At 70.9% G+C, this 22,430-nt stretch carries 23 protein-coding genes and 1 tRNA gene; 13 read left to right on the forward strand and 11 right to left on the reverse strand.

Translation table 11 applies throughout. From position 1 onward, the window contains the following. The first annotated feature begins 2 nt into the window (after positions 1–2). Positions 3–2,861, forward strand: a complete 2,859-nt coding sequence (locus ACWGIF_RS18050) for a penicillin acylase family protein (RefSeq protein WP_453498155.1) — start codon at positions 3–5, stop codon at positions 2,859–2,861. A gap of 15 nt (positions 2,862–2,876) precedes the next feature. Here the strand turns inward: ACWGIF_RS18050 and ACWGIF_RS18055 are convergent, their stop codons facing one another. After that, a complete protein-coding gene (locus ACWGIF_RS18055) occupies positions 2,877–3,491 on the reverse strand; it encodes a 5-formyltetrahydrofolate cyclo-ligase (protein WP_453498158.1) in 615 nt (204 codons plus the stop codon). Positions 3,492–3,585: 94 nt separating this feature from the next. On the opposite strand from ACWGIF_RS18055, the gene galU reads away from it, so the two are divergent. From galU to ACWGIF_RS18090, 7 genes are all read left to right on the forward strand, one after another. Continuing rightward, entirely contained in the window at positions 3,586–4,488 is a 903-nt protein-coding gene (gene galU, locus ACWGIF_RS18060) for a UTP--glucose-1-phosphate uridylyltransferase GalU (RefSeq protein ID WP_453498161.1), read from the forward strand. A 4-nt stretch (positions 4,489–4,492) separates the two neighbouring features. Further along, complete coding sequence (gene glp / locus ACWGIF_RS18065; RefSeq protein ID WP_453498163.1) at positions 4,493–5,839, forward strand: molybdotransferase-like divisome protein Glp; 1,347 nt, start codon at positions 4,493–4,495, stop codon at positions 5,837–5,839. A gap of 223 nt (positions 5,840–6,062) precedes the next feature. Further along, positions 6,063–6,542, forward strand: a complete 480-nt coding sequence (gene moaC / locus ACWGIF_RS18070) for a cyclic pyranopterin monophosphate synthase MoaC (protein ID WP_326589930.1) — start codon at positions 6,063–6,065, stop codon at positions 6,540–6,542. A gap of 119 nt (positions 6,543–6,661) precedes the next feature. Further along, positions 6,662–7,159: a MogA/MoaB family molybdenum cofactor biosynthesis protein gene (locus ACWGIF_RS18075; protein WP_453498250.1), complete on the forward strand. Its 498-nt coding sequence runs from the start codon at positions 6,662–6,664 to the stop codon at positions 7,157–7,159. Continuing rightward, positions 7,156–7,812 (forward strand): GNAT family N-acetyltransferase, encoded by a 657-nt coding sequence (locus ACWGIF_RS18080; protein ID WP_453498253.1) that lies wholly within the window; start codon positions 7,156–7,158, stop codon positions 7,810–7,812. Before ACWGIF_RS18075 ends, ACWGIF_RS18080 begins: the two co-directional genes overlap by 4 nt. A gap of 146 nt (positions 7,813–7,958) precedes the next feature. Continuing rightward, positions 7,959–9,008, forward strand: a complete 1,050-nt coding sequence (gene sepX, locus ACWGIF_RS18085) for a divisome protein SepX/GlpR (protein WP_453498167.1) — start codon at positions 7,959–7,961, stop codon at positions 9,006–9,008. Positions 9,009–9,086: 78 nt separating this feature from the next. After that, positions 9,087–9,160, forward strand: a tRNA-Ala gene (locus tag ACWGIF_RS18090). Between the two features lie 235 nt (positions 9,161–9,395). Here the strand turns inward: ACWGIF_RS18090 and ACWGIF_RS18095 are convergent. From ACWGIF_RS18095 to ACWGIF_RS18130, 8 genes are all read right to left on the reverse strand, one after another. Further along, a complete protein-coding gene (locus ACWGIF_RS18095) occupies positions 9,396–9,773 on the reverse strand; it encodes a hypothetical protein (protein ID WP_453498170.1) in 378 nt (125 codons plus the stop codon). After that, positions 9,746–10,633 carry a hypothetical protein gene (locus ACWGIF_RS18100; RefSeq protein ID WP_453498173.1) on the reverse strand — a complete coding sequence of 296 codons (888 nt, stop codon included), beginning with the start codon at positions 10,631–10,633 and terminating at the stop codon, positions 9,746–9,748. Before ACWGIF_RS18100 ends, ACWGIF_RS18095 begins: the two co-directional genes overlap by 28 nt. A gap of 176 nt (positions 10,634–10,809) precedes the next feature. After that, on the reverse strand, positions 10,810–11,121 hold the full coding sequence (locus tag ACWGIF_RS18105) for a hypothetical protein (protein ID WP_453498176.1): 312 nt from the start codon (positions 11,119–11,121) through the stop codon (positions 10,810–10,812). Next, entirely contained in the window at positions 11,118–12,260 is a 1,143-nt protein-coding gene (locus ACWGIF_RS18110) for a polymorphic toxin type 44 domain-containing protein (RefSeq protein ID WP_398669132.1), read from the reverse strand. Before ACWGIF_RS18110 ends, ACWGIF_RS18105 begins: the two co-directional genes overlap by 4 nt. Positions 12,261–12,300: 40 nt before the next feature. Next, a complete protein-coding gene (locus ACWGIF_RS18115; RefSeq protein ID WP_453498179.1) occupies positions 12,301–12,702 on the reverse strand; it encodes a hypothetical protein in 402 nt (133 codons plus the stop codon). Positions 12,703–12,883: 181 nt separating this feature from the next. After that, positions 12,884–13,339 carry a DUF5958 family protein gene (locus ACWGIF_RS18120; RefSeq protein WP_453498182.1) on the reverse strand — a complete coding sequence of 152 codons (456 nt, stop codon included), beginning with the start codon at positions 13,337–13,339 and terminating at the stop codon, positions 12,884–12,886. A gap of 119 nt (positions 13,340–13,458) precedes the next feature. Then, positions 13,459–13,947, reverse strand: coding sequence for a DUF4265 domain-containing protein (locus ACWGIF_RS18125; protein WP_453498256.1), 489 nt, complete (start codon positions 13,945–13,947; stop codon positions 13,459–13,461). A gap of 58 nt (positions 13,948–14,005) precedes the next feature. Beyond that, positions 14,006–14,611, reverse strand: a complete 606-nt coding sequence (locus tag ACWGIF_RS18130) for a DUF6461 domain-containing protein (RefSeq protein WP_453498185.1) — start codon at positions 14,609–14,611, stop codon at positions 14,006–14,008. Between the two features lie 440 nt (positions 14,612–15,051). On the opposite strand from ACWGIF_RS18130, the gene ACWGIF_RS18135 reads away from it, so the two are divergent. Continuing rightward, complete coding sequence (locus ACWGIF_RS18135) at positions 15,052–16,404, forward strand: CoA transferase (RefSeq protein ID WP_453498188.1); 1,353 nt, start codon at positions 15,052–15,054, stop codon at positions 16,402–16,404. A gap of 208 nt (positions 16,405–16,612) precedes the next feature. On the opposite strand, the gene ACWGIF_RS18140 is transcribed toward ACWGIF_RS18135, so the two are convergent. Then, entirely contained in the window at positions 16,613–17,146 is a 534-nt protein-coding gene (locus ACWGIF_RS18140) for a GNAT family N-acetyltransferase (protein ID WP_453498191.1), read from the reverse strand. Positions 17,147–17,262: 116 nt separating this feature from the next. Between ACWGIF_RS18140 and ACWGIF_RS18145 the strand changes: the two genes are divergently transcribed. Continuing rightward, a complete protein-coding gene (locus tag ACWGIF_RS18145) occupies positions 17,263–18,075 on the forward strand; it encodes an exodeoxyribonuclease III (protein WP_453498194.1) in 813 nt (270 codons plus the stop codon). On the opposite strand, the gene ACWGIF_RS18150 is transcribed toward ACWGIF_RS18145, so the two are convergent. Continuing rightward, positions 18,048–18,746: a MerR family transcriptional regulator gene (locus ACWGIF_RS18150; protein WP_453498197.1), complete on the reverse strand. Its 699-nt coding sequence runs from the start codon at positions 18,744–18,746 to the stop codon at positions 18,048–18,050. The two genes, ACWGIF_RS18145 and ACWGIF_RS18150, sit on opposite strands and share 28 nt — an antisense overlap. Positions 18,747–18,921: 175 nt before the next feature. On the opposite strand from ACWGIF_RS18150, the gene ACWGIF_RS18155 reads away from it, so the two are divergent. From ACWGIF_RS18155 to ACWGIF_RS18165, 3 genes are read left to right on the forward strand one after another with little or no spacing between them, the layout of a single operon-like run. Beyond that, positions 18,922–20,565 carry a flavin-containing monooxygenase gene (locus ACWGIF_RS18155; RefSeq protein ID WP_453498259.1) on the forward strand — a complete coding sequence of 548 codons (1,644 nt, stop codon included), beginning with the start codon at positions 18,922–18,924 and terminating at the stop codon, positions 20,563–20,565. Then, entirely contained in the window at positions 20,562–21,488 is a 927-nt protein-coding gene (locus ACWGIF_RS18160; protein ID WP_453498200.1) for an alpha/beta fold hydrolase, read from the forward strand. The genes ACWGIF_RS18155 and ACWGIF_RS18160 overlap by 4 nt, the downstream gene beginning before the upstream one ends. After that, positions 21,485–22,369 carry an SDR family oxidoreductase gene (locus tag ACWGIF_RS18165; protein WP_453498203.1) on the forward strand — a complete coding sequence of 295 codons (885 nt, stop codon included), beginning with the start codon at positions 21,485–21,487 and terminating at the stop codon, positions 22,367–22,369. Before ACWGIF_RS18160 ends, ACWGIF_RS18165 begins: the two co-directional genes overlap by 4 nt. Positions 22,370–22,430 lie beyond the last annotated feature (61 nt).

Consider the following 22,430-nt stretch of genomic DNA (forward strand, 5'->3'; position numbering starts at 1 on the left):
CGATGCCCGCCAACGAAACCGCTCCTCCCGTCAAGAAGAAGGGACGACGCGCGCGTCTGATCGTGCTCGTTCTGGTCCTGGCGCTCTTCGCGGGCCTCGGCTACGGGGCGTACTGGAGCGTGGACAGCGTGCGCGCCTCCTTCCCCCAGACGACCGGCTCCCTCAAGGTGCCGGGCCTGACCGGAACCGTCGAAGTCAAGCGCGATGCCCACGGCATTCCCCAGCTCTACGCCGACAACGACGACGACCTCTTCCGCGCGCAGGGCTTCGTGCACGCCCAGGACCGGTTCTGGGAGATGGACGTCCGCCGCCACATGACCTCCGGGCGGCTCTCGGAGATGTTCGGCTCCGGCCAGGTCGAGACCGACGCCTTCCTGCGCACGCTGGGCTGGCGCCAGGTCGCGGAGGAGGAGTACGCCGGCAAGCTCTCGCCCGAGACGAAGAAGTACCTGCAGGCCTACGCCGACGGGGTCAACGCCTACCTCAAGGGCAAGTCCGGCAAGGACCTCTCCGTCGAGCACGCGGCCCTCAAGCTCAGCGACGACTACCAGCCCGAGCAGTGGTCGCCCGTGGACTCGGTGGCCTGGCTCAAGGCGATGGCGTGGGACCTGCGCGGCAACATGCAGGACGAGATCGACCGCGCGCTGATGTCGAGCAAGCTCTCGCAGCAGCAGATCGACGAGCTCTACCCGCCGTACCCCTTCGACCGGAACAAGCCGGTCGTCGAGGGCGGCAAGGTCGAGGGCGGCAAGTACACCCCCCAGGGCTCCGGCGGCTCCGGCTCCACGGGCAGCGGCTCCGGCTCGGGCGGCGCCGCCGCCCTGGGCTCGCAGGCCTCGACGGGCACGGCCGGCACCGGAACCGGCACCGCCACCGGCCTCGCCGGCAACGCCACCGCCCAGGGCGCGACCGTGGGTCTGCGCACCCAGCTGTCGGCCCTCGCCGACACCCTGGACGAGGTTCCGGCGATCCTCGGCCCCAACGGCAGCGGCATCGGCTCGAACTCCTGGGTGATCTCGGGCAAGTACACGACCACCGGCAAGCCGCTGCTCGCGAACGACCCGCACCTGTCCCCGCAGCTCCCCTCGGTCTGGTACCAGATGGGCCTGCACTGCCGCACGGTCTCGGCCCAGTGCCAGTACGACGTGGCCGGCTACACCTTCTCCGGCATGCCCGGCGTGGTCATCGGCCACAACGCCGACATCGCCTGGGGCATGACCAACCTCGGCGCCGACGTCACCGACCTCTACCTGGAGCAGGTCAAGCCCGAGGGTTACGTCTACGACAACAAGGTGCTCCCCTTCACCACGCGTGAAGAGGTCATCAAGGTCGCGGGCGGCGCCAGCAAGAAGATCACCGTCCGCATCACCAACAACGGACCGCTCGTCTCCGACCGCAGCGAGGAGCTCGCCACGGTCGGCACCCGCGCCCCCGTGGCCAGCTCCGCCCCCGACCGCGGCGACGGCTACGCCGTCGCCCTGCGCTGGACCGCGCTGGACCCGGGCAAGTCCATGGACGCGGTCTTCAAGCTCGACCGGGCCAAGACGTTCGAAGACTTCCGCAAGGCGGCCGCCGACTTCGAGGTCCCCTCGCAGAACCTGATCTACGCCGACAACAGGGGCCCCTACGGCAACATCGGCTACCAGGCCCCGGGCCGCATCCCGATGCGCGGCCAGGGCGACGGCAAGATGCCCGCCCCCGGCTGGGACTCCAAGTACGCCTGGAAGGGCGGCCGGGACGGCAACGCGGGCTACATCCCGCAGAACGAGCTGCCCTGGGACCAGAACCCGTCGCGCGGCTACATCGTCACGGCCAACCAGGCCGTCGCGGAGGGCGGAAGCGGGGCCGGCAAGTATCCCCACCTGCTGACCACCGACTGGGGCTACGGCGCACGCAGCCAGCGGATCAACGACCTCATCGAGGCGAAGATCAAGGACGGCGGCAAGATCTCGACCGACGACATGCGCACCATGCAGATGGACAACAGCAGCGAGATCGCCGCGCTGCTGACCCCGATGCTGGCGAAGATAGACGTCTCGGACCCGGGCGTGCGCGCCGCGCAGAAGCTGCTGGACGGCTGGAACTACACCCAGGAGCCCGACTCGGCGGCCGCCGCCTACTTCAACGCGGTCTGGCGCAACATCCTCAAGCTGTCCTTCGGCGACAAGATGCCCAAGGAGCTGCGGATCGAGGGCAGCTGCATGAACGTCCTGGGCAACGGCACCGGCCCGGCCGACGACCTCGCCAAGACGGTCCGCGAGTGCGGCACGCGCGATTCCGACTCGGCGCAGCCCGACGGCGGCGACCGCTGGTTCGAGGTGGTCCGCCGCCTGGTCAAGGACGAGAAGTCGCAGTGGTGGAGCTCGCCCAGGACCCTGACCCAGCCGGCGACCACCACCCGTGACGAGCTCTTCGCCCGGGCCATGAAGGACGCCCGCTGGGAGCTGACCGCCAAGCTCGGCAAGGACCAGTCCACCTGGAGCTGGGGCCGCCTGCACCAGCTGACGCTCAAGAACCAGACGATCGGCACCGAGGGCCCCGGCTTCATGCAGTGGCTCCTCAACCGCGGCCCGTGGAACCTGGGCGGCGGCGAGGCCACGGTCAACGCGACCGGCTGGAACGCCTCCAGCGGGTACGGGGTCACCTGGGTGCCGTCGATGCGCATGGTCGTGAACCTCAACGACCTCGACAAATCCCGGTGGATCAACCTGACCGGCGCCTCGGGGCACGCGTACAACTCCCACTACACGGACCAGACGACGATGTGGGCCAAGGGAGAGCTGCTGGACTGGCCCTTCGGCAAGGACGCCGTCGACAGGGCCACGGTGGACACCCTGACCCTCACGCCCGGGGGGTCGTAGGCGTCCACGCGGGCGTCACGGGCTGAAGCGGCGCACCCCTGACGGGGTGGCCACCGCCTGAACGGGGTGGTCGTGCGGTTCCTCCGGGACCCGCGCGACCACCTCGTCGTCGTAGAGGAGCACGACCAGCGCCGGATGCGCCCCGGCGCGCTCCAGCCGCTCCAGCACCCGGTCGTACGAGCCCCCGCCGCGACCGAGCCGCATGCCGCGCCCGTCCACCGCGAGGCCGGGCAGCAGCACGGCGTCGGCCGCGGTCACCGCGTCCGGGCCGAGCGCCGGTCCGGTCGGCTCCAGGAGCCGCATCCTGCCCGGGTGGGCGGCCTCGGCGAGGCTCTGCGGGCCCTCGTACGCGGCCCAGTCGAGGTCGTTGTCGGGCAGCAGCAGGGGCAGCAGCACCCGCTTGCCGGCCGCGCGCAGGGCGTCGAGAAGTGCGCGGGTGCCGGGTTCGGTGCCGACGGAGACGTACGCCGCCACCGTGCGCGCATCGGCCAGTTCGGGCAGTTCGAGAGCCCTGACGGCGAGTGCGGAGGCCGCCGTACGGCAGGTGACGGGGGACAAGGCGCGGCGGGCGGCGAGGAGTTCTCGGCGGAGCTCGGCCTTGGCGGAGGCGGTGGGCGGGTTCTGTGCCACGACGGAATCAAATATCCTTGCGAATCGGGGCATACACGGATCTACCAACGGCGATTTAGCCTGGCGTTCTTCTGGACCCACTATCGTTCGGGCCATGACTATGTTGCACCCCGTGATCAAGAAGGCCGTGATCCCGGCCGCTGGCCTCGGCACTCGCTTCCTTCCGGCGACCAAGGCGACCCCGAAGGAAATGCTCCCGGTTGTGGACAAGCCGGCCATCCAGTACGTGGTCGAGGAAGCCGTGGCGGCGGGACTGGACGACGTGCTCATGATCACTGGGCGTAACAAGCGTCCGCTGGAAGACCACTTCGACCGGAACTACGAGCTGGAGTCGGCTCTGATCGCCAAGGGCGACGACGACCGGCTGAAGAAGGTCCAGGAGTCCAGCGACCTCGCCACGATGCACTATGTCCGCCAGGGCGACCCTCGGGGCCTCGGCCACGCCGTGCTGTGCGCCGAGCCGCACGTCGGCCGCGAGCCCTTCGCCGTCCTGCTCGGCGACGACCTCATCGACCCGCGCGACCCGCTGCTGCGCAAGATGGCCGACATCTACGCCCGCACCGGCGGCACCGTCATCGCGCTCATGGAGGTCGACCCGGCCAGCGTCCACCTCTACGGCTGCGCCGCCGTCGAGGCCACGGACGAGGATGACGTGGTCCGCGTCACCGGACTCGTCGAGAAGCCGGAGCCCGAGGACGCCCCCAGCAACTACGCGGTCATCGGACGGTACGTCCTCAACCCCGCGATCTTCGACATACTGCGGGAGACCGAGCCGGGCCGCGGTGGGGAGATCCAGCTCACCGACGCCCTGCAGAAGCTGGCCGCCGACGAGAGTGTCGGCGGTCCGGTGCACGGCGTGGTGTTCCGGGGCCGTCGCTACGACACCGGGGACCGCGGCGACTACCTCCGGGCCATCGTCCGCCTCGCGTGCGAGCGTGAGGACCTGGGCCCGGAGTTCCGCACCTGGCTTCGCCGTTACGTCACGGAGGAGATGTAGCACCTTGAGCAGTTCCGCACCGCAGGACACCGGCCACCGTCTGTGGTCCGTGGACGAGCACCTCGCGGACGTCCTCGCGACCGTCCGGCCGCTGGAGCCCATCGAGCTCCAGCTGCTGGACGCCCAAGGCTGTGTCCTGGTCGAGGACGTCACCGTGCCCGTCGCCCTCCCGCCCTTCGACAACAGCTCCATGGACGGCTACGCCGTCCGCACGGCCGACGTCCAGGGTGCGAGCGAGGAGTTCCCCGCGGTGCTGACGGTCGTCGGGGACGTCGCGGCGGGCAGCGGTGAGCTGCCCGCCGTGGGCCCCGGCGAGGCCGCCCGGATCATGACCGGCGCCCCGCTGCCGCCCGGCGCGGAGGCCGTCGTACCCGTGGAGTGGACCGACGGCGGCACGGGCGGCGGCGCGGCCGCCGGCATGACCCCGGCCAGCGCCGCCCCCGAGCATGCGGGCGGGGAGGTGCGGGTGCACCGCGCCGCCGAGGCCCGCGCCCACGTCCGTGCGCGCGGCAGCGACGTCCAGGCCGGTGACCTGGCGCTCGCGGCCGGCACGGTCCTCGGGCCGCCTCAGATCGCCCTGCTCGCCGCCATCGGGCGCGGCACCGTCCGGGTGCGGCCGCGCCCGCGCGTGGTGGTCCTGTCCACCGGCAGCGAGCTGGTCCAGCCCGGCGAGGCGCTCACCGCGGGCACGATCTACGACTCCAACAGCTTCGCGCTGGCCGCGGCCGCGCGGGACGCCGGGGCCATCGCCTACCGGGTGGGCGCCGTCGAGGACGACGCCGACACGCTGCGCGCCACCATCGAGGACCAGTTGATCCGGGCCGACCTGCTGGTCACCACGGGCGGGGTCAGCGTCGGCGCGTACGACGTCGTCAAGGAGGCGCTGTCCGCCGTCGGCTCGGGCGATCCGGACGCCGATGACGTCGCGGGGGGCGGGATCGACTTCCGCAAGCTCGCCATGCAGCCCGGCAAGCCCCAGGGCTTCGGCACGATCGGCCCGGACCACACCCCGCTGCTGGCGCTGCCCGGCAACCCGGTCTCCTCCTACGTCTCCTTCGAGCTGTTCGTGCGCCCCGCGATCCGCACCCTCATGGGGCTGCCGGAGTCCGAGGTCCGGCGACCGAGCGTGCGGGCGGTGCTGAAGGCCGACACGCCGCTCGGCTCCCCCGCCGGCCGCCGCCAGTTCCTGCGCGGTGCCTACGACGCCGAGAGCGGCACGGTCAGCCCCGTCGGCGGATCGGGCTCCCACCTGATCGCCGCGCTGGCGCACGCCGACTCGCTGATGGTCGTACCGGAGGACGTCACCTCGGTGGAGCCCGGGAGCGAGCTGGAAGTGGTACTGCTCGGCTGAGCCGCTGCAGTCGTGCGCCTCCGGGGGCGCTTCGTGCCGGATTCACCATTCCGTACGGGCTTGAAATCCGCTCGCCCCGGCCACCGCCGGGAGGTGCCCCCGCCCGCGGTCTCCCCCGTGCACTCGGACCTGTTCCCCCGGCGCGCCCCGTCGGCGGCCGGTGCGGGTAGCGTGTGTCGCACCACACAGGCCCCCCAGGGGCCCAGAGCGGAGCGGCGCAGCAATGAGTACCGAGAGCAGGCTCACCCACATCGACGAGGCCGGCGCGGCCCGGATGGTCGACGTCTCCGGGAAGGACGTCACCACCCGGACGGCGCGGGCCAGCGGACGTGTACTCGTCTCTCCCCGGGTGATCGAGCTGCTGCGCGGCGAGGGCGTGCCCAAGGGCGACGCCCTCGCCACCGCGCGGATCGCCGGGATCATGGGGGCGAAGAAGACCCCCGACCTGATCCCGCTGTGCCACCCGCTGGCCGTCTCGGGCGTGAAGGTGGACCTGCGGGTCGCCGACGACGCCGTCGAGATCCTCGCCACCGTGAAGACGACCGACCGCACGGGCGTCGAGATGGAGGCGCTGACCGCGGTCGCGGTCGCCGGCCTCACCGTGATCGACATGGTCAAGGCGGTCGACAAGGGCGCCGTCATCACGGACGTCCGGGTGGAGGAGAAGACCGGCGGCAAGTCCGGCGACTGGGCGCGCTCGTGAACCCCCCGCGCGGCGGCGAGGTGCACAGCCACCACGCCGCGGTCGGTGAGTCCTCGGCGGTTCACCCGGAGCCCGCCGCCGAGCTCGGGCACCCCGGGCCCGCGGCCGCGCCCCTGGGCATGGCCTTGGTCGTCACGGCCTCGAACCGCGCCTCGCAGGGCGTGTACGCCGACAAGGGCGGCCCGCTGCTGGCCGAGGCGCTCGAGAAGCTCGGTTTCACGGTGGACGGCCCGCGGGTCGTCCCGGACGGCGATCCCGTCGAACGGGCGCTGCGCGAGGGCGTGGCCGCCGGGTACGACGTCATCCTGACCACCGGCGGGACCGGGATCTCGCCGACGGACCGCACCCCGGACGCCACCGCGCGGGTGCTCGACTACGAGATCCCGGGCATCCCGCAGGCCATCCGCGCCGAAGGCCTGGCCAAGGTGCCGACCGCGGCCCTGTCCCGGGGCCTGGCGGGCGTGGCCGGACACACGCTCATCGTCAATCTCCCCGGCTCGACGGGCGGAGTACGCGACGGCCTCGCCGTCCTGTCCCGCGTCCTGCCGCACGCCGTGGACCAGATCCGCGGCGGGGACCACCCCAGACCGGCGGGACCCTCCGGGAGCGCGAGCTGAACGGCCCCTCCTGGCCGGTTGTCCTGGCGGACGGCGACGTCACGCTCCGGCCGATAAAACTGCGGGACCAGAAGGCCTGGCGCGAGGTCAACCGGCGCAACCGCGACTGGCTGCGTCCCTGGGAGGCCACGATTCCGCCGCCCGCGCCGTGGGGGCCGGTGATCCAGCGACCCACGTACCGCCAGATGGTCCGTCATCTGCGGGCGGAGGCGAACGCCGGCCGGATGCTGCCCTTCGTCATCGAGTACCAGGGCCGGCTGGTGGGCCAGCTGACGGTCGCCGGCATCACCTGGGGCTCGATGTGCGCGGCGCACGTCGGGTACTGGGTGGACCGCGACGTGGCGGGCCGCGGGGTGATGCCGACGGCGGTCGCGCTGGCGATCGACCACTGCTTCGGGAAGGTCGGCCTGCACCGGATCGAGGTGTGCATCCGCCCCGAGAACGGGCCGAGCCGGCGGGTCGTGGAGAAGCTGGGCCTGCGCGAGGAGGGGCTGCGGCCGCGCTATCTGCACATCGACGGGGCCTGGCGCGATCACCTCGTCTACGCGGTCACGGTGGAGGAGGTGCCGGAGGGGCTGCTGCGCCGCTGGCACCGGGCCCGCCACTCGCCGTCCTCCCGAAATAACGGGTCCGCCGGAACAGTAAGCGAATAACTGTTCGAATTAGGGGTCCGGGTTACCGATTCGCCCATAACCTGATCCGAAGAATCACAAAAAAAGTCCGTGATATCAGCGAGATCGTGCGACACACCGGCCCAATTGGCCGATCCCCTCGCCCGCGCCCCTCTACGGTGTGAGGTGTGAGCAGCAGCGGCCTCATCTACGCAGTCATTGTCGGGGCGTGGGCCGCCTACTTGGTGCCCATGTGGCTCCGGAGGCAGGACGAGCTGAACGAGGCTCGTCCGACGGAACGCTTCTCCACCGCCATTCGGCTGCTTTCCGGCCGGGCGGGAATGGAGCGCCGTTACGCCAAGGGGCTGCGTGAGCGCGGTGACGAGGAGGCGGGGCCCCAGCCCCACGCGGACCCGGACGCCGCGACGGAGACGGTGAATTCCGTCGACGCCGACGCCCGGGCCTTCGTCGTGCCCCCGACCAGGGCGGAGCCGAGACCGGCCACCGCCGAACGGGAGCAGCGGGCGGAGCGGGCCCGGCGCGAACAGCGCCTCCAGGTCCTCGCGCGCCGCCGGCGCACCACCGCGCTCCTCTTCCTGGTCTTCACCCTGGGCGCGGTCGTCGCCGCGGTGGGAGGGCTGCGCTACCTGTGGGCCCCCGCCGTGCCCGCCCTCCTGCTGAGCACGTACATCGTGCACCTGCGGGTCCAGGAGCGGCGGCGCTACGAGTTCACCATGGACCGGCGGCGCGCCGAGGCGGCCGCGCGGCAGCTGCGCGAGAACCGCTCGCGCCGCCGCGAGCCCGAGTCCGCGGCGGGCACCGGCGTCGCCGCGGGCACCGAACCGGACCCTGCGCCACCGGTTTCCCCGCAGGAGGCCGGGCGGCGCGCGCTGGTCGAGCAGACCGACCACGCCGAGTGGGTGGACCAGCAGCGCGAGCGCGAACGCGGCCCCGCCCGCGGTGACAGCTGGGAGCCGGTCCCGGTTCCGCTGCCGACGTACGTGACGGCCCCGGTCGCCCCCCGCGCCACCGGCCCCACGGCCCCGGACGCCTGGAGCGCGACCCGTTCGAGCACGGCCGAGCCGACCGAACCCCGCCTGCGGGCCCAGCCCGCGGCCCCCAAGCCGGACCCGAAGCCCCAGACCACCCCGCGCCCGCGCGGCCAGGGCGGCGGCGCCCGCACCCCGCTGTTCGACCAGTACGAGAGCGACGACCGCCCGCGCGCCGCGAACGAATGATCGATGACCTGCGCGGACGCTCCGGGATATCGGTTTTGGAGCACCCGCGCGGGGATGCTAATGTTTCACACGTCGCAAGGGCCTGTGGCGCAGTCTGGTAGCGCACCTCGTTCGCATCGAGGGGGTCTGGGGTTCAAATCCCCACAGGTCCACAGACGACTGTTCTTGAGTAGCTCTCAGGAACGTTCACGAGATCCCGTCCGATCGCAAGATCGGGCGGGATCTTCGTCGTTTACGGGGTCGTTCGATGCCTGTTCGGGGTGATGGATGGCGGCGTGCACCGGATCACATCCCCTCCGGCAGGCTTCTGGCTGTTCTGGGGGCATGCGAAGGGGCCCCGGTTGCCCGGGGCTGGTGATCACAATGTCTGGCTGTGTCGCTGACCGATCAGAGGTTGCCCGGCGGATGTCGGCCAGTGCCCAGCGGAGCCAGGACGTGGCGTGGGTCAAGACCTGGCGGGGCTGGCACGGACTCGAACTCGGTGTCGGAGAGCCGGCTGCCCGTCCGTTCGTAGAGCCAGGTCTCCAAGATGTCGAGGTTGCCGACAGTCACCATGATGGCGACCAGGAGCGTCTGGGCGACCTGCCCTGGAGCCCGGCGATGCAGGGGCTCTCCGATGTTCAGCTCGGCGCCCTTGAGCCGTCCGTTGAGGCCCTCGTTGTGCGAGCGGATCGGCTTGTAGATCCGTTCCCAGGCCAGGCTGAGGTAGTGGCTGTCCTGCCGGAACTTGGCGGTCTTCAGATCTCCGGCGGCGTCTGCGGGCACGCTGATCGCGGATGCGCCGCAGACAGCGGGCAGTTCGTCCTTTCGCGGAGGGTCGATCCACTCGCCGTCAGGGAGTTGGACGGTCGGGCGGGCAGCCGGGTGGCTGGCGCGGGACCGTCGATCCGCGAGCCGGACCACGGTCTGTGGGGGCCGGAAGTGCTCGGCCCTGCGGGCCGGAGGCGTTCTCGGCGAGGACAGTTCACCGAGGGGGACGGGCCGGCGGCGGGGCACTGCAGGCGTACGGTGCCTCGGGCATCGGCGTTCTGCTTGAGCTTGAGGAAGTAGGGCAGCCTCTCAGCGATCACCGGCTTCAGTTCATCGAGCCGCTGGCGAAAGGTCTTGTCGTCCATGCCGTGGGTGGCCTGGGCCAACACGTTGGGGATCTGCGGGCATGCGAGGGAGCCGTCGATCAGCACGGCTCCCTGCCAGCTGCCCTGGATACCGCGGTCGGCTGCCTTGTAGTCCAGTGCGAGGCGGAAACCGAGCCGGCGTTTGGGGACCTGGAACTTCTCCGGCGAGCACCCGGTGTAGGCGCGGTCGGCTGCGCAGGTTCCAGTGGGCGTCCGGAGCTCAGCGAGCTGTGCCAAGACGGCGACTGCGTTCTCACCTGTACGGACGGTGGGGGTGTCCAAGGTGAGGCCGAGGCAGAGCTGCGGGTAGGACGGTGCCCTGCGTCCCTTGGCCGCCTGCTCGCTCGTGCGGGAATGGGCGGCGACCAGCAGGGTTGCGCTGTAGCCGAAGATCCCTTCGTTGGAACCGCCACGGTAGTGCCAGCCTGCGGTGATCTCGACCGAGGCGGTCCCCGAGCGATCGCTGTCCGGGCGGGCCAGGACCGGGATCGAGGTTGCGTCCACTCCCACATCGCCGCTCCGGTGGCGCAGGTACCCGCGCTGCTGGGCCAGGCGGACGGGCACCAGGACGAGATCGTTCGCCAGCCGTTGAAGCCGGTTCGTGGCCTGCCGGCCAGTGGCTCCATCCCAGACTGCGGAGTGGATGTGGCCGTGCTCGGCGCGGCACCGCGTCGGGGGCGAACTCGTTAGCAGCGGTAGCCGTTGGGAACCTGGAGGAGAGCCACGAAGATCCAAATCATGACCGCCGCGCCGGCCGTGCCGCCCAGGAGGGCGGCCGTGAGGTTCCAGCGTCCGACGTACCCGATGAACACCCCCCACCACACAGCCGCCATGATCGCGAGCAAGGCTCCGTAGAAGATCAGCGCAAGCCCATTGGCCGCGCCGTTCACTCCTACGTCGCACGCACGCCAGGCGGCTGCCAGCAGCACCGCCCCGAGCACACCGGTGGCCAGACCGGCAACGGGGGCGACCGCACAGCCCCACTGTCCCCGCGTCACTTCCGGTTCCTGACCTGCGGGACGTTCTCACCGTTGCGCTGCGCTTGTTCCATCTGGTCCATCGCGTCGTTGATTCCCTGCCGGAGCTGTTCCTCGGTCAGGTTGTCGCCGTACTTGTCGTAGAGGTCGATGCCGATGCGCATCGTGATCTGATCGCCTTGGTCGTCGTCTCCGGTGAGCAGCGTTTCTCCAAGGGAGGCGCCCTTGATCAAGGTGTCCGCGTCGAAGCCGGCTGCCCGGCCGACGTATCCGTAGTGGACGTTGGAGTAGATGTCGTAGAAGACTTCGCGGTTCGTTCCGGGCTGCTTGAAGTAGTAGTCGTCAAGCGTTTGGAGGTCGTACCGTTCCTGGAGCTGCGGCTTGTGGTCCCAGTCCTGTCCCGGGGCCACCTTCACGCCCCACATCGTCAGTGCTGCGTTGATGTCGGAACCGTAGTTGCGCCCGAATTCGTACCACTCGGGTTTGTCCAGCAGGGACCGCATCTGCCCGACCGTGTCCGACTTTGCGTTTCGCTTCATCTCATCGAAGATCCACTTTTCGGCGTCGGTGAACTTCTGCTCGCTCCGCGCCGACCCCGTCGGCGGGATGACGGGAGTGGCCGAGGCGTTGAACCCCCCGATGGTGCCGTCGAGGATGTTTCCGTCCACGACCACGGCTTCGAGCGCCTGTTTGACCGCCTTATCGAGCTCGTCCACTGCCCGCACCGCTGCGGCGATGTGCGCGGTCCAGGACTCCTCGACGCTCTTCAAGTCCGGGTCGCGTCGCAGGGTCCGCGCCTGCGCCGGGTCCTGGACCCGTGTGAAGTCGAAGGTGGCGCGTCCCGCCGCCGATACCGCCATGCCCGCGGCCACCGCATCGTCCCGCGCCGATTCGACCTTTTTCTTCAGGTCCGCGAAACCGGTATGCGCGTCCGTCAGCAGTTTGGCCACCGCTTTCGCTTCGGTCTGCGCGGACTTGTACTCGCGCCGAGTTGTTGCGAACTTCGTGTGCGCCGTTTCCACGCTGAGCCCGAGCCAGTTCTGGCCCAGTGTGATCTTCTGGACCGTCTCCCCGTAGCGCTCTTCAACCTTCGACAGATCAGCGGCCATGGATTGCCACTTTTCGGCAGCCGTCGTCAGGACGCTGAGATCGGTCGTCATGACTTCCTGGTATGTCAACACGTGCCCGATCCCCCTACAGTCACTCGAGCTTGGATTTCGGGCCCACTGCGCGGAGTTGGTCACCCGTCCGCACGTCGTTCTGCATGAATAGGCCCGAGGCCCCTCGCAGGGAGGCCTTTTCGGCGCTCAGGCGTCCCATCAGCATCTTCGCTTGTTGGTCCCAGGTCTCCGTCACCTTCTTCAGGCCGGAGGCTGTCTCCCAGCCATCAAGGCTCCTTGCCGCCGCGCTCGTGTTGTCCTTCGCACCGTCCGCAGCCTTCTTGGTGTTGGGCTCCAGCTCGGTCTCGATGGTGTTTGCCGCTGCCTTCTTCTCCGCCGGCGTCGAGCCGAATACGCTCCCGCCTCCCGGAGCCAAGGGGCCAGCCGGTACACCATCCACGCCGTTCAGCCTTGTTCCGGTGCTGTTCGCGTCTCCTGACATGCCCATCCTCCCCTGTTCCCCTGGTTTGGATCATAGGCGGCCCCCGCCCCACAGCGAGAGGTGCGGTCAGGGGTGTCCCAAAGCAGCCGTCGGGCGCCCCGGAGCCCTCAAAGTGGATGTAGCACCGTACGTTGTTCAGGAGCCCGCGGTCGTGGCAACACGTCCGAGCGGTCGGATCCAATCAGCCGTCGACGGGTAGTCTGTGCCACCAATGACCGCAGCCGCGGGAGCAGAAGCGCTCGCGGCGCCGCTCGTCGGCAACCGCCAGGACTGCGATCAGCAGCCGGAACGCCTTTCGACGTTCGTCGAGAGGCGTGAGACCGGCGATCTTTCCCAGTTGATCGTCGATCCGGCCGCGTGAGATCAATACCGCGGGCGTATGCGTCTGGCGCAGCCCAGCACGGCGGATGCTCTCTGGCGCATCCTCGGCGACAGCGCGCGCCTGGGCACAGTGATGACGTAGGAACAGCAGCACCTCGGACTGGTCATCCGGGACGAGGTCGTCGAACCACTTGATGCCTTCAGACATGGGGCGCAGCCCCTGCGCGAGTTCATTGAGCCGGACGTCCCGTTCGTTCACCACTGCCCCCCGGGAGATCAGGCGGCATTCGGCCGCCGCGTCGGCGCGGATCCACATCCGCCCTCGTCAGGACGCGTGCCCACAGCGTGCCGTGCGCAGCCGCTCGAGCACCAACTCGTTACAAGCGGCATGGGTGCAGCCCGCCGCCACGTGCTGGGGATGGAACTCAGCTGCCCTCAGGCAGGAGCAGCGGCTTCCCACGCAGCGGTGACACAGCCTTCCTCCCAGTGCCACCACTCCTTCGCTTCACCGTGTTCCAAGAGCGTGCGGATCCGCGGCAGGTCCGCCTCAGGTGGGACATCCAGGGCCACCATCCGGAACTGCTCGATTCCCTCGCCGGTCGTGCCGAGGCGGTGGAAGACCTCCAGCACGCTTTGCCGGGCGGCGGCTGAGCCGTCGTCCTTCAGTACGATCAGCCGGATCGTGCAGTTCTGAAATGGTCGGACCGTCTCCCCGGCCCAGAGAACACCGTCGCCATCGCACTCCACCTTGATGATGTCGCCGCTGGCGACTCCGCGTACGAACCAGGGCGTGTTGTCCAGCCGCACCGTGCCGTCGCCGAGGTTCACCGCCCACAGGCTCTCGACGCTTGCCGGCGGCCAGCCATCCTCATCTACGTCCATCCGGAAGTGGACCTTCACGTGGGCGTCACTGATGTTCGTCACCGCGCCATCATCCACACCGCATTCACAGGGCAGACCCGGGGAGGGTGGTCGCGCGATGTCATCGGGCCTGGACAGTGGCGCAGGTGAAGGTCGTGTCCTGGAGCAGCGCCGGACTGATGGCCACGCCGGTCAGGTGCTCTGCCAGAGCGAAGGCCGCTGGTGAGGGCAGATCCGTTTCCGGAGTCTCGTCCTCGAGGTGGAAGCCGATCCGCACCATGACGTCCAGCAGCTCGTCCGGTGCGGTGCCCCACCGATCCTCCGGGAACATGGGGTCGAAGCAGAGTCGCAGGACCTGGTCCTCCGCCCAGAGGAACGTGCCGACGGCATTGATGTTGACGAAGTGAGAGACCCAGCTCGCCCCGGCCGAGGCCGGCAAGGCTCGATCTTCGGTGACTCCGATGTACCCGTTGGGTTCGATCATCAGCGTCCAGGCGCCCACAGTCGTCATGGCGACCATCTGACGGTCGCCATCCTCCAGGTCGTACTGGGCGAAGGCGGCGTCGACGACTGCGGCGATGCCCTGCAGGGGCGCTTCCGGTCGTCCCGCAAGCCGGGACACTAGCTCAGCAGGCGAGAGGTCCCGCACCAAGGTGAAGCAGTATGCCTCGGCGATGTCTGGAAAGTCGTCTTCGAACCACGCGTAGTCCGCTCCGGTCTTCGTCATGCCGCACATCCTCGCCTCTGCCTCTGACAGCGGAGGACACCTGTCGCTGGGGCGGGAAACGATCTTCGTCAGTCTGGGAAGCGATCTTTATTCGCCTCCGGAGTGCCTGGTCAGGGGTACTCGTGAACAGCCCACAGACGATGAAGATCCCGTCCGATCGCAAGATCGGGCGGGATCTTCTGCATTTCCGGGCCGGTCCCGCCGCAGGGGCGGCCCGGGAATGCGGGGGCGGGTCGGTTCTGCCGGAGTTTCAGGCGGAAGGCCGGGCGGACATCGGAGCCGGTGTCGTCGTGGACGGAGATCCGCTGCGCACGCGGTGTGATCGCTGGTGCACGGCACCATTCTCCGGATGCCGAACGCTGCTCCCGCCCCCCGCCGGAGGGAATCGGCGGGGAACCCGCATCAGGTCCGTGCGGGAAGGAGTGGGAAATGATGGCCTCATGACGATCGGTGAGGAGCGGGACGGCGGGACGGCCCAGGCCTGGGAGGCGCTCGGTGGCGCACCGGAGCTCGTCGAGCGGGTGCGGTACACCGGAGCCGGCGACCTCGGGGAAGGGCCTTTGCCGGTAAGGGAATTGGCGCGTGCAGCCGTCGGGGTGTGCGGGCTGGCGGCAGCGGAGCTGGCCGCCGTGCGGGTCGGGGGCGCGTCGGGGGACGCCCGCCGTCTCGTGGTGGACGAGGGAGCGGTGGCGACGGCGTTCGTCAGCGAACGGCATCTGCGCGTCGGGGGCCGGGCGCCCGTGACCTTCGCGCCGCTGTCCGGCTTCTGGCAGTCGGCGGACGGCTGGGTCCGTACGCACGCCAACTACCCGCATCACCAGGCCGCGTTGGTGCGGGCGCTCCGGCTGCCGTCCACGACACCGGAGGCGCTGCGCGCCGCAGTGGCGGGGCGGACTGCAGTCGAGGTGCAGGAAATCGTGTACGCGGAGGGCGGGCTGGCCGTCGCCGTCACCCAGGAGTACGGGGAGCCGCAGCCGCTGGTCGAGCCCGTACGGGAATCCGGGGTACGGGGGCGAGCGCTCGGGCCGGCACCGGAGGGCCGGCCCGCGGCCGGGGTACGGGTGCTGGACCTGACCCGGGTCATCGCCGGGCCCGTCGCGACGCGGACGCTCGGAGTGCTGGGGGCGGACGTCCTGCGGATCGACTCGCCGGGGCTGGCGGAGGCGGACGACGCGTACGCGGACACCGGGTTCGGGAAGCGGTCGGCGCGGCTGGACCTCGCGCGGGCGGGCGACCGGGCGGTCTTCGAGACACTGCTGGCCGAGGCCGACGTGGTGGTGACGGGGTACCGGCCGGGAGCGCTGGAACGCCACGGGCTCGGCGCGCGGGAGCTGCTGGAGCGCAGGCCGGGCCTGGTGGTGGCCGAGCTGTGCGCGTGGGGGTGGCGGGGGCCGTGGGCGGGGCGGCGGGGGTTCGACTCGCTGGTGCAGGCGGGGTACGGGATCGCTGCGCGGTGCGGGGCGGACGGTGTGCCGGGGGCGCTGCCGGCGCAGGCGCTGGACCACGGGACGGGGTATCTGATGGCCGCCGGTGTGCTGAGGGCGCTGGCGGAGGGGGGCGGTCGGCGGCTGCGGTTCTCGCTGGCGGGGACGGGGTCGTGGCTGGTGCGGGGGTTGGCCGGCGGGGGTCCGGCGTCCGGCGGCGGCCCGGTCGGGGGGTATGCGGCGGAGCGGTGGCTGAGGGAGACGGGGTCGGGGTACGGGGTGCTGCGGCACGCCGCCAGTCCCTTCGGGGAGTGGGCGGTGGGGCCGTCCCGGTGGGGCACGGACCGGGCCGTCTGGCTTCCGCGGTAGCGCGGCTGCGGGCCGCTGCCGGGGGCTCCGCCCCGAACCCCCGCGCCTCAAACGCCGGCGGGGCTGAAAGATCGGGGCTCCGCCCCGGACCCCGCGCCTCAAACGCCGGCGGGGCTGGATGGTGCGCGGCGAGGCTGGGCAGTGCGTGGTGGGGCTGGCTGTGCGTGGTGGGGCTGAAAGATCGGGGCTCCGCCCCGGGCCCCGCGCCTCAGACGCCGGCGGGGCTGGGCAGTGCGTTCGCGGGGTTCGGGTGGCTCAGGGGTTTGGCCATGCAGCGGCTGGAGGGGTGGAAGCGGTAGTGGCCGAACTTGGGGGACGGGGTGTAGCCGGAGGAGAGGTAGAGGGCTATCGCCTCCGGTTGCTGGTCGCCCGTTTCGAGGACCATCCGCAGGCGGCCCGCCGCGCGGGCGTCCTCCTCCAGGACCGCCAGGATCCGGCGGGCCAGACCCAGGCCGCGGGCCTCCGGGACGACGTACATGCGCTTGAGTTCGGCGTCGCCGTCCGAGTAGCCCTCGTCGTTCCGGTCCTGCCGGCGCCAGCCGCCGCTCGCCACCGGGGTGTCCGTGGCGTCGTACGCCAGGAGGTACAGGCCGTGCGGCGCGGCGAACATCGCCGGGTCCAGGAAGGTGGCGTCGCCCTCACCCTCGTACCGCTCCTGGTACTCGAGCTGGACCTGGTCGTTGAGCTTGACCGCGTCCGGGTGGTCGTACGGAACGGTGCGGAGCTGGATGCGGTGAGACATCTGAATATCGTACGGAACCCACCCGTCGCCCCCCGCGCCCGCCGTGAGACGGGAGGGCCCGGCCGCGGCTCCGGCGAGTAGGCTGCTCCCGTTTTGTGCGATGTGGGAGGCAAGTTTTGATCACTGTGACGTCCGTGAATGTGAACGGGATCCGCGCCGCCGCCAAGAAGGGGTTCGGGGCCTGGCTCGCGGGTTCCGACGCCGATGTGGTCTGCCTCCAGGAGGTACGGGCCGAGGAGGGGCAGATCCCGGAGGAGGTGCGGACGCCTGCGGGCTGGCACACCGTCTTCGCCCCGGCCGCGGTCAGGGGGCGGGCCGGGGTCGCGCTCTACACGCGCCGCGCGCCCGAGCGGGTGCAGGTCGGATTCGGGAGCGACGAGTTCGACGCCGGCGGGCGGTACCTGGAGATCGATCTCCCGGGCGTGACCGTGGCCAGTCTCTATCTGCCCTCGGGTGAGGCCGGCACGGAGAAGCAGGACGAGAAGTACCGGTTCATGGCGGAGTTCCTGCCCTACCTGGCGGCGCTGAAGGTGCGAGCCGCCGCCGACGGCCGCGAGGTCGTGGTGTGCGGTGACTGGAACATCTGCCACCAGGAGGCCGACCTCAAGAACTGGAAGACGAACCGGAAGAACGCGGGCTTCCTCCCCGAGGAGCGCGAGTGGCTCGGGAAGGTGTACGCGGACGCCGGATACGTGGACGTGGTGCGGGAGCTGCACCCCGACACCGAGGGGCCGTACTCCTGGTGGTCCTACCGGGGGCGGGCCTTCGACAACGACGCCGGCTGGCGGATCGACCTCCAGGTGGCGACCCCCGGGCTGGCCGCGAGGGCCGTGAAGGCCTTCGTGGAGCGGGCCGAGACGCACCCCGAGCGCTGGTCCGACCACGCGCCCGTGACCGTCGTCTACGAGCTGGGCGCGCTGGGTTCCTGACCGGCGGCGGAGGCCAGGAGGCGGTCCATGGCCATCGTCAGCTCGGCCTCGACCACGCTCTTCGCCAGCGGGCGCAGCCGGGTGAGCGCGTCCGGTGAGATGTGGGTCGCTATCAGCTCGGTGAACAGCAGGGCCATCGCGTCCGCGTGCTCGCGGACCCGGCGGCCGCTCTCCAGGACCGCCGCCAGCGGGACGCCCTCGCGGACCAGGGCCGAGGAGACCTCCAGCAGGCGCCGGCTGACGTGCACGATCGCGTCGCCGTCGACGGCGACGTAGCCCAGGTCGAGGGAGGCCGCCAGGTTCTCCGGAGTGACCTCGCCCTCGAAGTAGTCGGCCAGGGCCTCCGGGGTGAGCCGGACCGGGGTTTCCTCCGACCAGCCGATGCCGAGAAGCTCGCCGAGCTGGCCGACGTCGCGGCCGTTCTCGAAGGCGGCGGTCAGCTCGGCGATGCCGCCGAGGGTGTGGCCGCGTTCGAGCAGCGCGGCGATGGTGCGCAGCCGGGCCAGGTGGTGGTCGTCGTACCAGGCGATCCGCCCCTCGCGGCGGGGCGGTGGGAGCAGTTTGCGCTCGCGGTAGAAGCGCAGGGTGCGGACCGGGATGCCGGCCGCTTCGGCCAGTTCCTCCGTGCGGTACTCGCGCACCGTCTTCGCTTGCGTCTCGTCCTTCGCCACAGTCGCACCTTATGGCGTACCGGCGGTAACTTTCCGGGTCCGACCCCTACCCATGAGTACGGGGCTGCTCTACCCTCCCGATTGTGCCAGTGATTGCTGGCAGTGTTTCGATGGTGTGTGCGGCGTGGCGTGGCTGGGACTGCGGATGAGGCGGAAGGCGGCGGGCATGGGCGGCATGGGTGGCACGAGCGGTACGCGTGGCACGGGCGGCGGGCGTGAGCGTGAGCACGTACGGGTGGCGGTGATCGGGTCCGGATTCAGCGGGCTGGGCGCGGCCGTGCGGCTGCGGCGCGAGGGGATCACGGACTTCGTCGTGCTGGAGCGGGCCGACGCGGTCGGCGGGACCTGGCGCGACAACAGCTACCCCGGGTGCGCCTGCGACGTGCCCTCTCACCTGTATTCGTTCTCCTTCGCGCCGCACCCCGACTGGCCCCGGACCTTCTCCGGGCAGCCGCACATCCGGGCGTATCTGGAGCACGTCGCCGACACCTTCGGGCTGCGCGGCCACATCCGGCTCGACTCCGAGGTCCGGATGATGCGCTGGGACGCCGCCGAGCTGCGCTGGGAGATCGAGACCGCGCAGGGTGAGCTGACCGCCGACGTGGTGGTGTCGGCGACCGGTCCGCTGTCCGAGCCGAAGATGCCGGAGATCCCGGGACTGTCCGGGTTCCCCGGCAAGGTCTTCCACTCCGCGCGCTGGGACCACGACTACGACCTCGCCGGCAAGCGCGTCGCCGTGATCGGTACGGGTGCCTCGGCCATCCAGATCGTGCCCGCCATCGCGCCCGACGTGGAGCACCTCACGCTGTTCCAGCGGACCCCGCCGTGGGTGATGCCGCGCACCGACCGGGCCATCACGGCCGTGGAGCGCTGGCTGCACCGCCAGTTGCCCTTCACCCGGGCGGCGCGCCGCGGACTGCAGTGGGGGATCCGGGACCTTCAGGTCAGCGCCTTCACCAAGCGGCCGAACCAGCTCGGGCTCGTCGAAGCGCTCGCCAAGGCCAACATGGCGCGCTCGATCAAGGATCCGGCGCTGCGCGCCAAGCTGACGCCCTCCTACCGGATCGGCTGCAAGCGGATCCTGCTCTCCAGCACGTACTACCCGGCCCTGAACCGGCCCAATGTGGACCTGGTCGCCTCCGGGCTGAAGGAGATCCGGGGCTCGGTCCTGGTCGCCGCCGACGGGACGGAGACCGAGGTCGACGCGATCGTCTTCGGCACCGGCTTCCACGTCACGGACCTGCCGATCGCCGAGCGGGTGGTCGGCGAGGACGGCAGGACCCTCGCGGAGGAGTGGAAGGACGGGATGCGGTCGCTGCGCGGGGCGACCGCGGCCGGCTTCCCCAACTGGATGACCATCATCGGTCCGAACACCGGGCTCGGGAACAGCTCGATGATCCTCATGATCGAGTCGCAGCTCAACTACATGGCCGACTACCTGCGCCAGCTGGCCGTCCTCGGTGGGAGCAGCCTCGGCGGGAAGGTCGCGCTGGCCGCGCGGCCCTCCGCGGTGAACCAGTGGAACCGGCGCGTGCAGAGCCGGATGGAGCGGACGGTGTGGAACACCGGCGGCTGCACCAGCTGGTACCTGGACGCACAGGGCCGCAACACCACCGTCTGGCCCGGCACGACCGGTGAGTTCCGCAGGGAGACCCGGACGGTCGACCTCGCCGAATACGAGGTCGTACGGGTGGGTGAGCGCGAGCGGCTCCCCGTCACGGTGGGGTCCGGGGCGGCGCCGTTGCCGGGGGCGCTGTCCCCGGACGCCCGCGCGGCGAGCGCCGACGAGACCGCAGGGGCTGCGGAGGGGGACGCGTGAGCCGGCTGACGCACGTCGTCTCGGGGCCCTACGCCCCGCCCGCCGCCCGCCGCGAGCTCGTCGCCGTCTCCGCCGACGGGTCCCGCCTGCACGTCGAGGTGCACGGGGACGAGGGGGCGCCGGCCGTGGTGCTGGCACACGGCTGGACCTGTTCGACCGCCTTCTGGGCCGCTCAGATACGGGCCCTGGCCGCCACCCACCGGGTCATCGCCTACGACCAGCGCGGTCACGGGCGCACCCCCGCCGCCCGGGCGCACAGCACCACCGCCCTCGCCGACGACCTCGTGGCGGTGCTCGGGGCCGCCCTCGCCCCCGCGGAGCGTGCGGTCGTCGCCGGGCACTCCATGGGCGGCATGACGATCATGGCGGCCGCCGGCCGTCCGAAGTTCGCCGAGCACGCCGCGGCCGTACTGCTGTGCAGCACCGGAAGCTCACGGCTGGTCGCCGAGGCGCTGGTCCTGCCGGTGCGCGCCGGGCGCGCCCGGACCCGTATCACCGGCGCGGTCCTGGGGTCCCGCGCCCCGCTCGGGCCGGTCACTCCCATGGCCCGGAAGGTCCTGAAGTACGCCACGATGGGCCCCGGCTCCGCGCCCGACAAGGTCGAGGCGTGCGCCCGTATCGTCCACGCCTGTCCCACCGGGGTGCGCCACGCGTGGTCCCGGGTGCTTGCCGGACTGGACCTCGACGCCGAGGTGGGCCGGCTCACCGTGCCCACCGCCGTCATCGGCGGCACCGTCGACCGGCTCACCCCGATCGTGCACGCACGCGGGCTCGCCGCCGCGCTGCCGAACTGCGTGGGCCTCACCGAGCTCACCGGCATGGGGCACATGACCCCGGTCGAGGCGCCCGAGGCCGTCACCCGAGCCGTGCGTGAGCTGACCGCGCTGTATCTCGACACCACCGAGAAGGAGAAGACGCCGTGAGCGCTCGCAGGAGTCTGGAAGGCCAGGTCGCCGTCGTCACCGGCGCCGCCCGCGGGGTCGGCGAGCTGCTCGCCCGCAAGCTCTCGGCGCGCGGGGCGAGGATCGCCCTCGTCGGCCTGGAGCCGGAGGCGCTCAAGGAGGTCTCCGAGCGGCTGCACACCGACAGCGACCACTGGTATGCCGACGTCACCGACCACGAGGCCATGGCCCGCGTCGCGCAGGAGGTCAAGCGGCGCTTCGGCAAGGTCGACATCGTCGTCGCCAACGCGGGCGTGGCCGCCGGCGGGCCGTTCGCCGACTCGGACCCCGACGCCTGGCGCCGGGTGATCGAGGTCAACCTCATAGGCGGGGCCGTCACCGCGCGCGCCTTCCTGCCCGTACTGATGGAGAGCCGCGGCTACTTCCTCCAGATCGCCTCGCTCGCCGCGATCACCCCGGCTCCGATGATGACCGCCTACTGCGCCTCCAAGTCCGGCGTCGAGGCGTTCGCCCACTGCCTGCGCGCCGAGGTCGGATACAAGGGCGTCAAGGTCGGCGTCGGCTACCTCTCCTGGACCGACACCGACATGGTGCGAGGCGCCGACCAGGACGAGGTCATGCGGGAGTTGCGCCGGCGGCTGCCGTGGCCGTCGAACCGCACCTACCCGCTCGGCCCGGCCGTCGACCGGATCGTCGCGGGCATCGAGCGGCGCTCGGCGCACGTGTACGCGCAGTGGTGGCTGCGTGGGATGCAGGGAGCGCGCGGGTACCTGCCCGGACTCATCGCGACGGTCGGACAGCGCGAGATGAAGCGCTTCGAGCCGCGACTGGGCGGTGTCTCCAAGGGGCTTGTCGGGCTCGGCGGGGCCGCCGACGAGAGGGAGCGCACGCAGAGTAACTGATCGAAATGCGCGCTTTGTCCCCTCATGCAAGTCTGGTCGAGGCCAACCACCAACAGGCCGA

Source organism: Streptomyces sp. NPDC054849, from assembly GCF_053610945.1.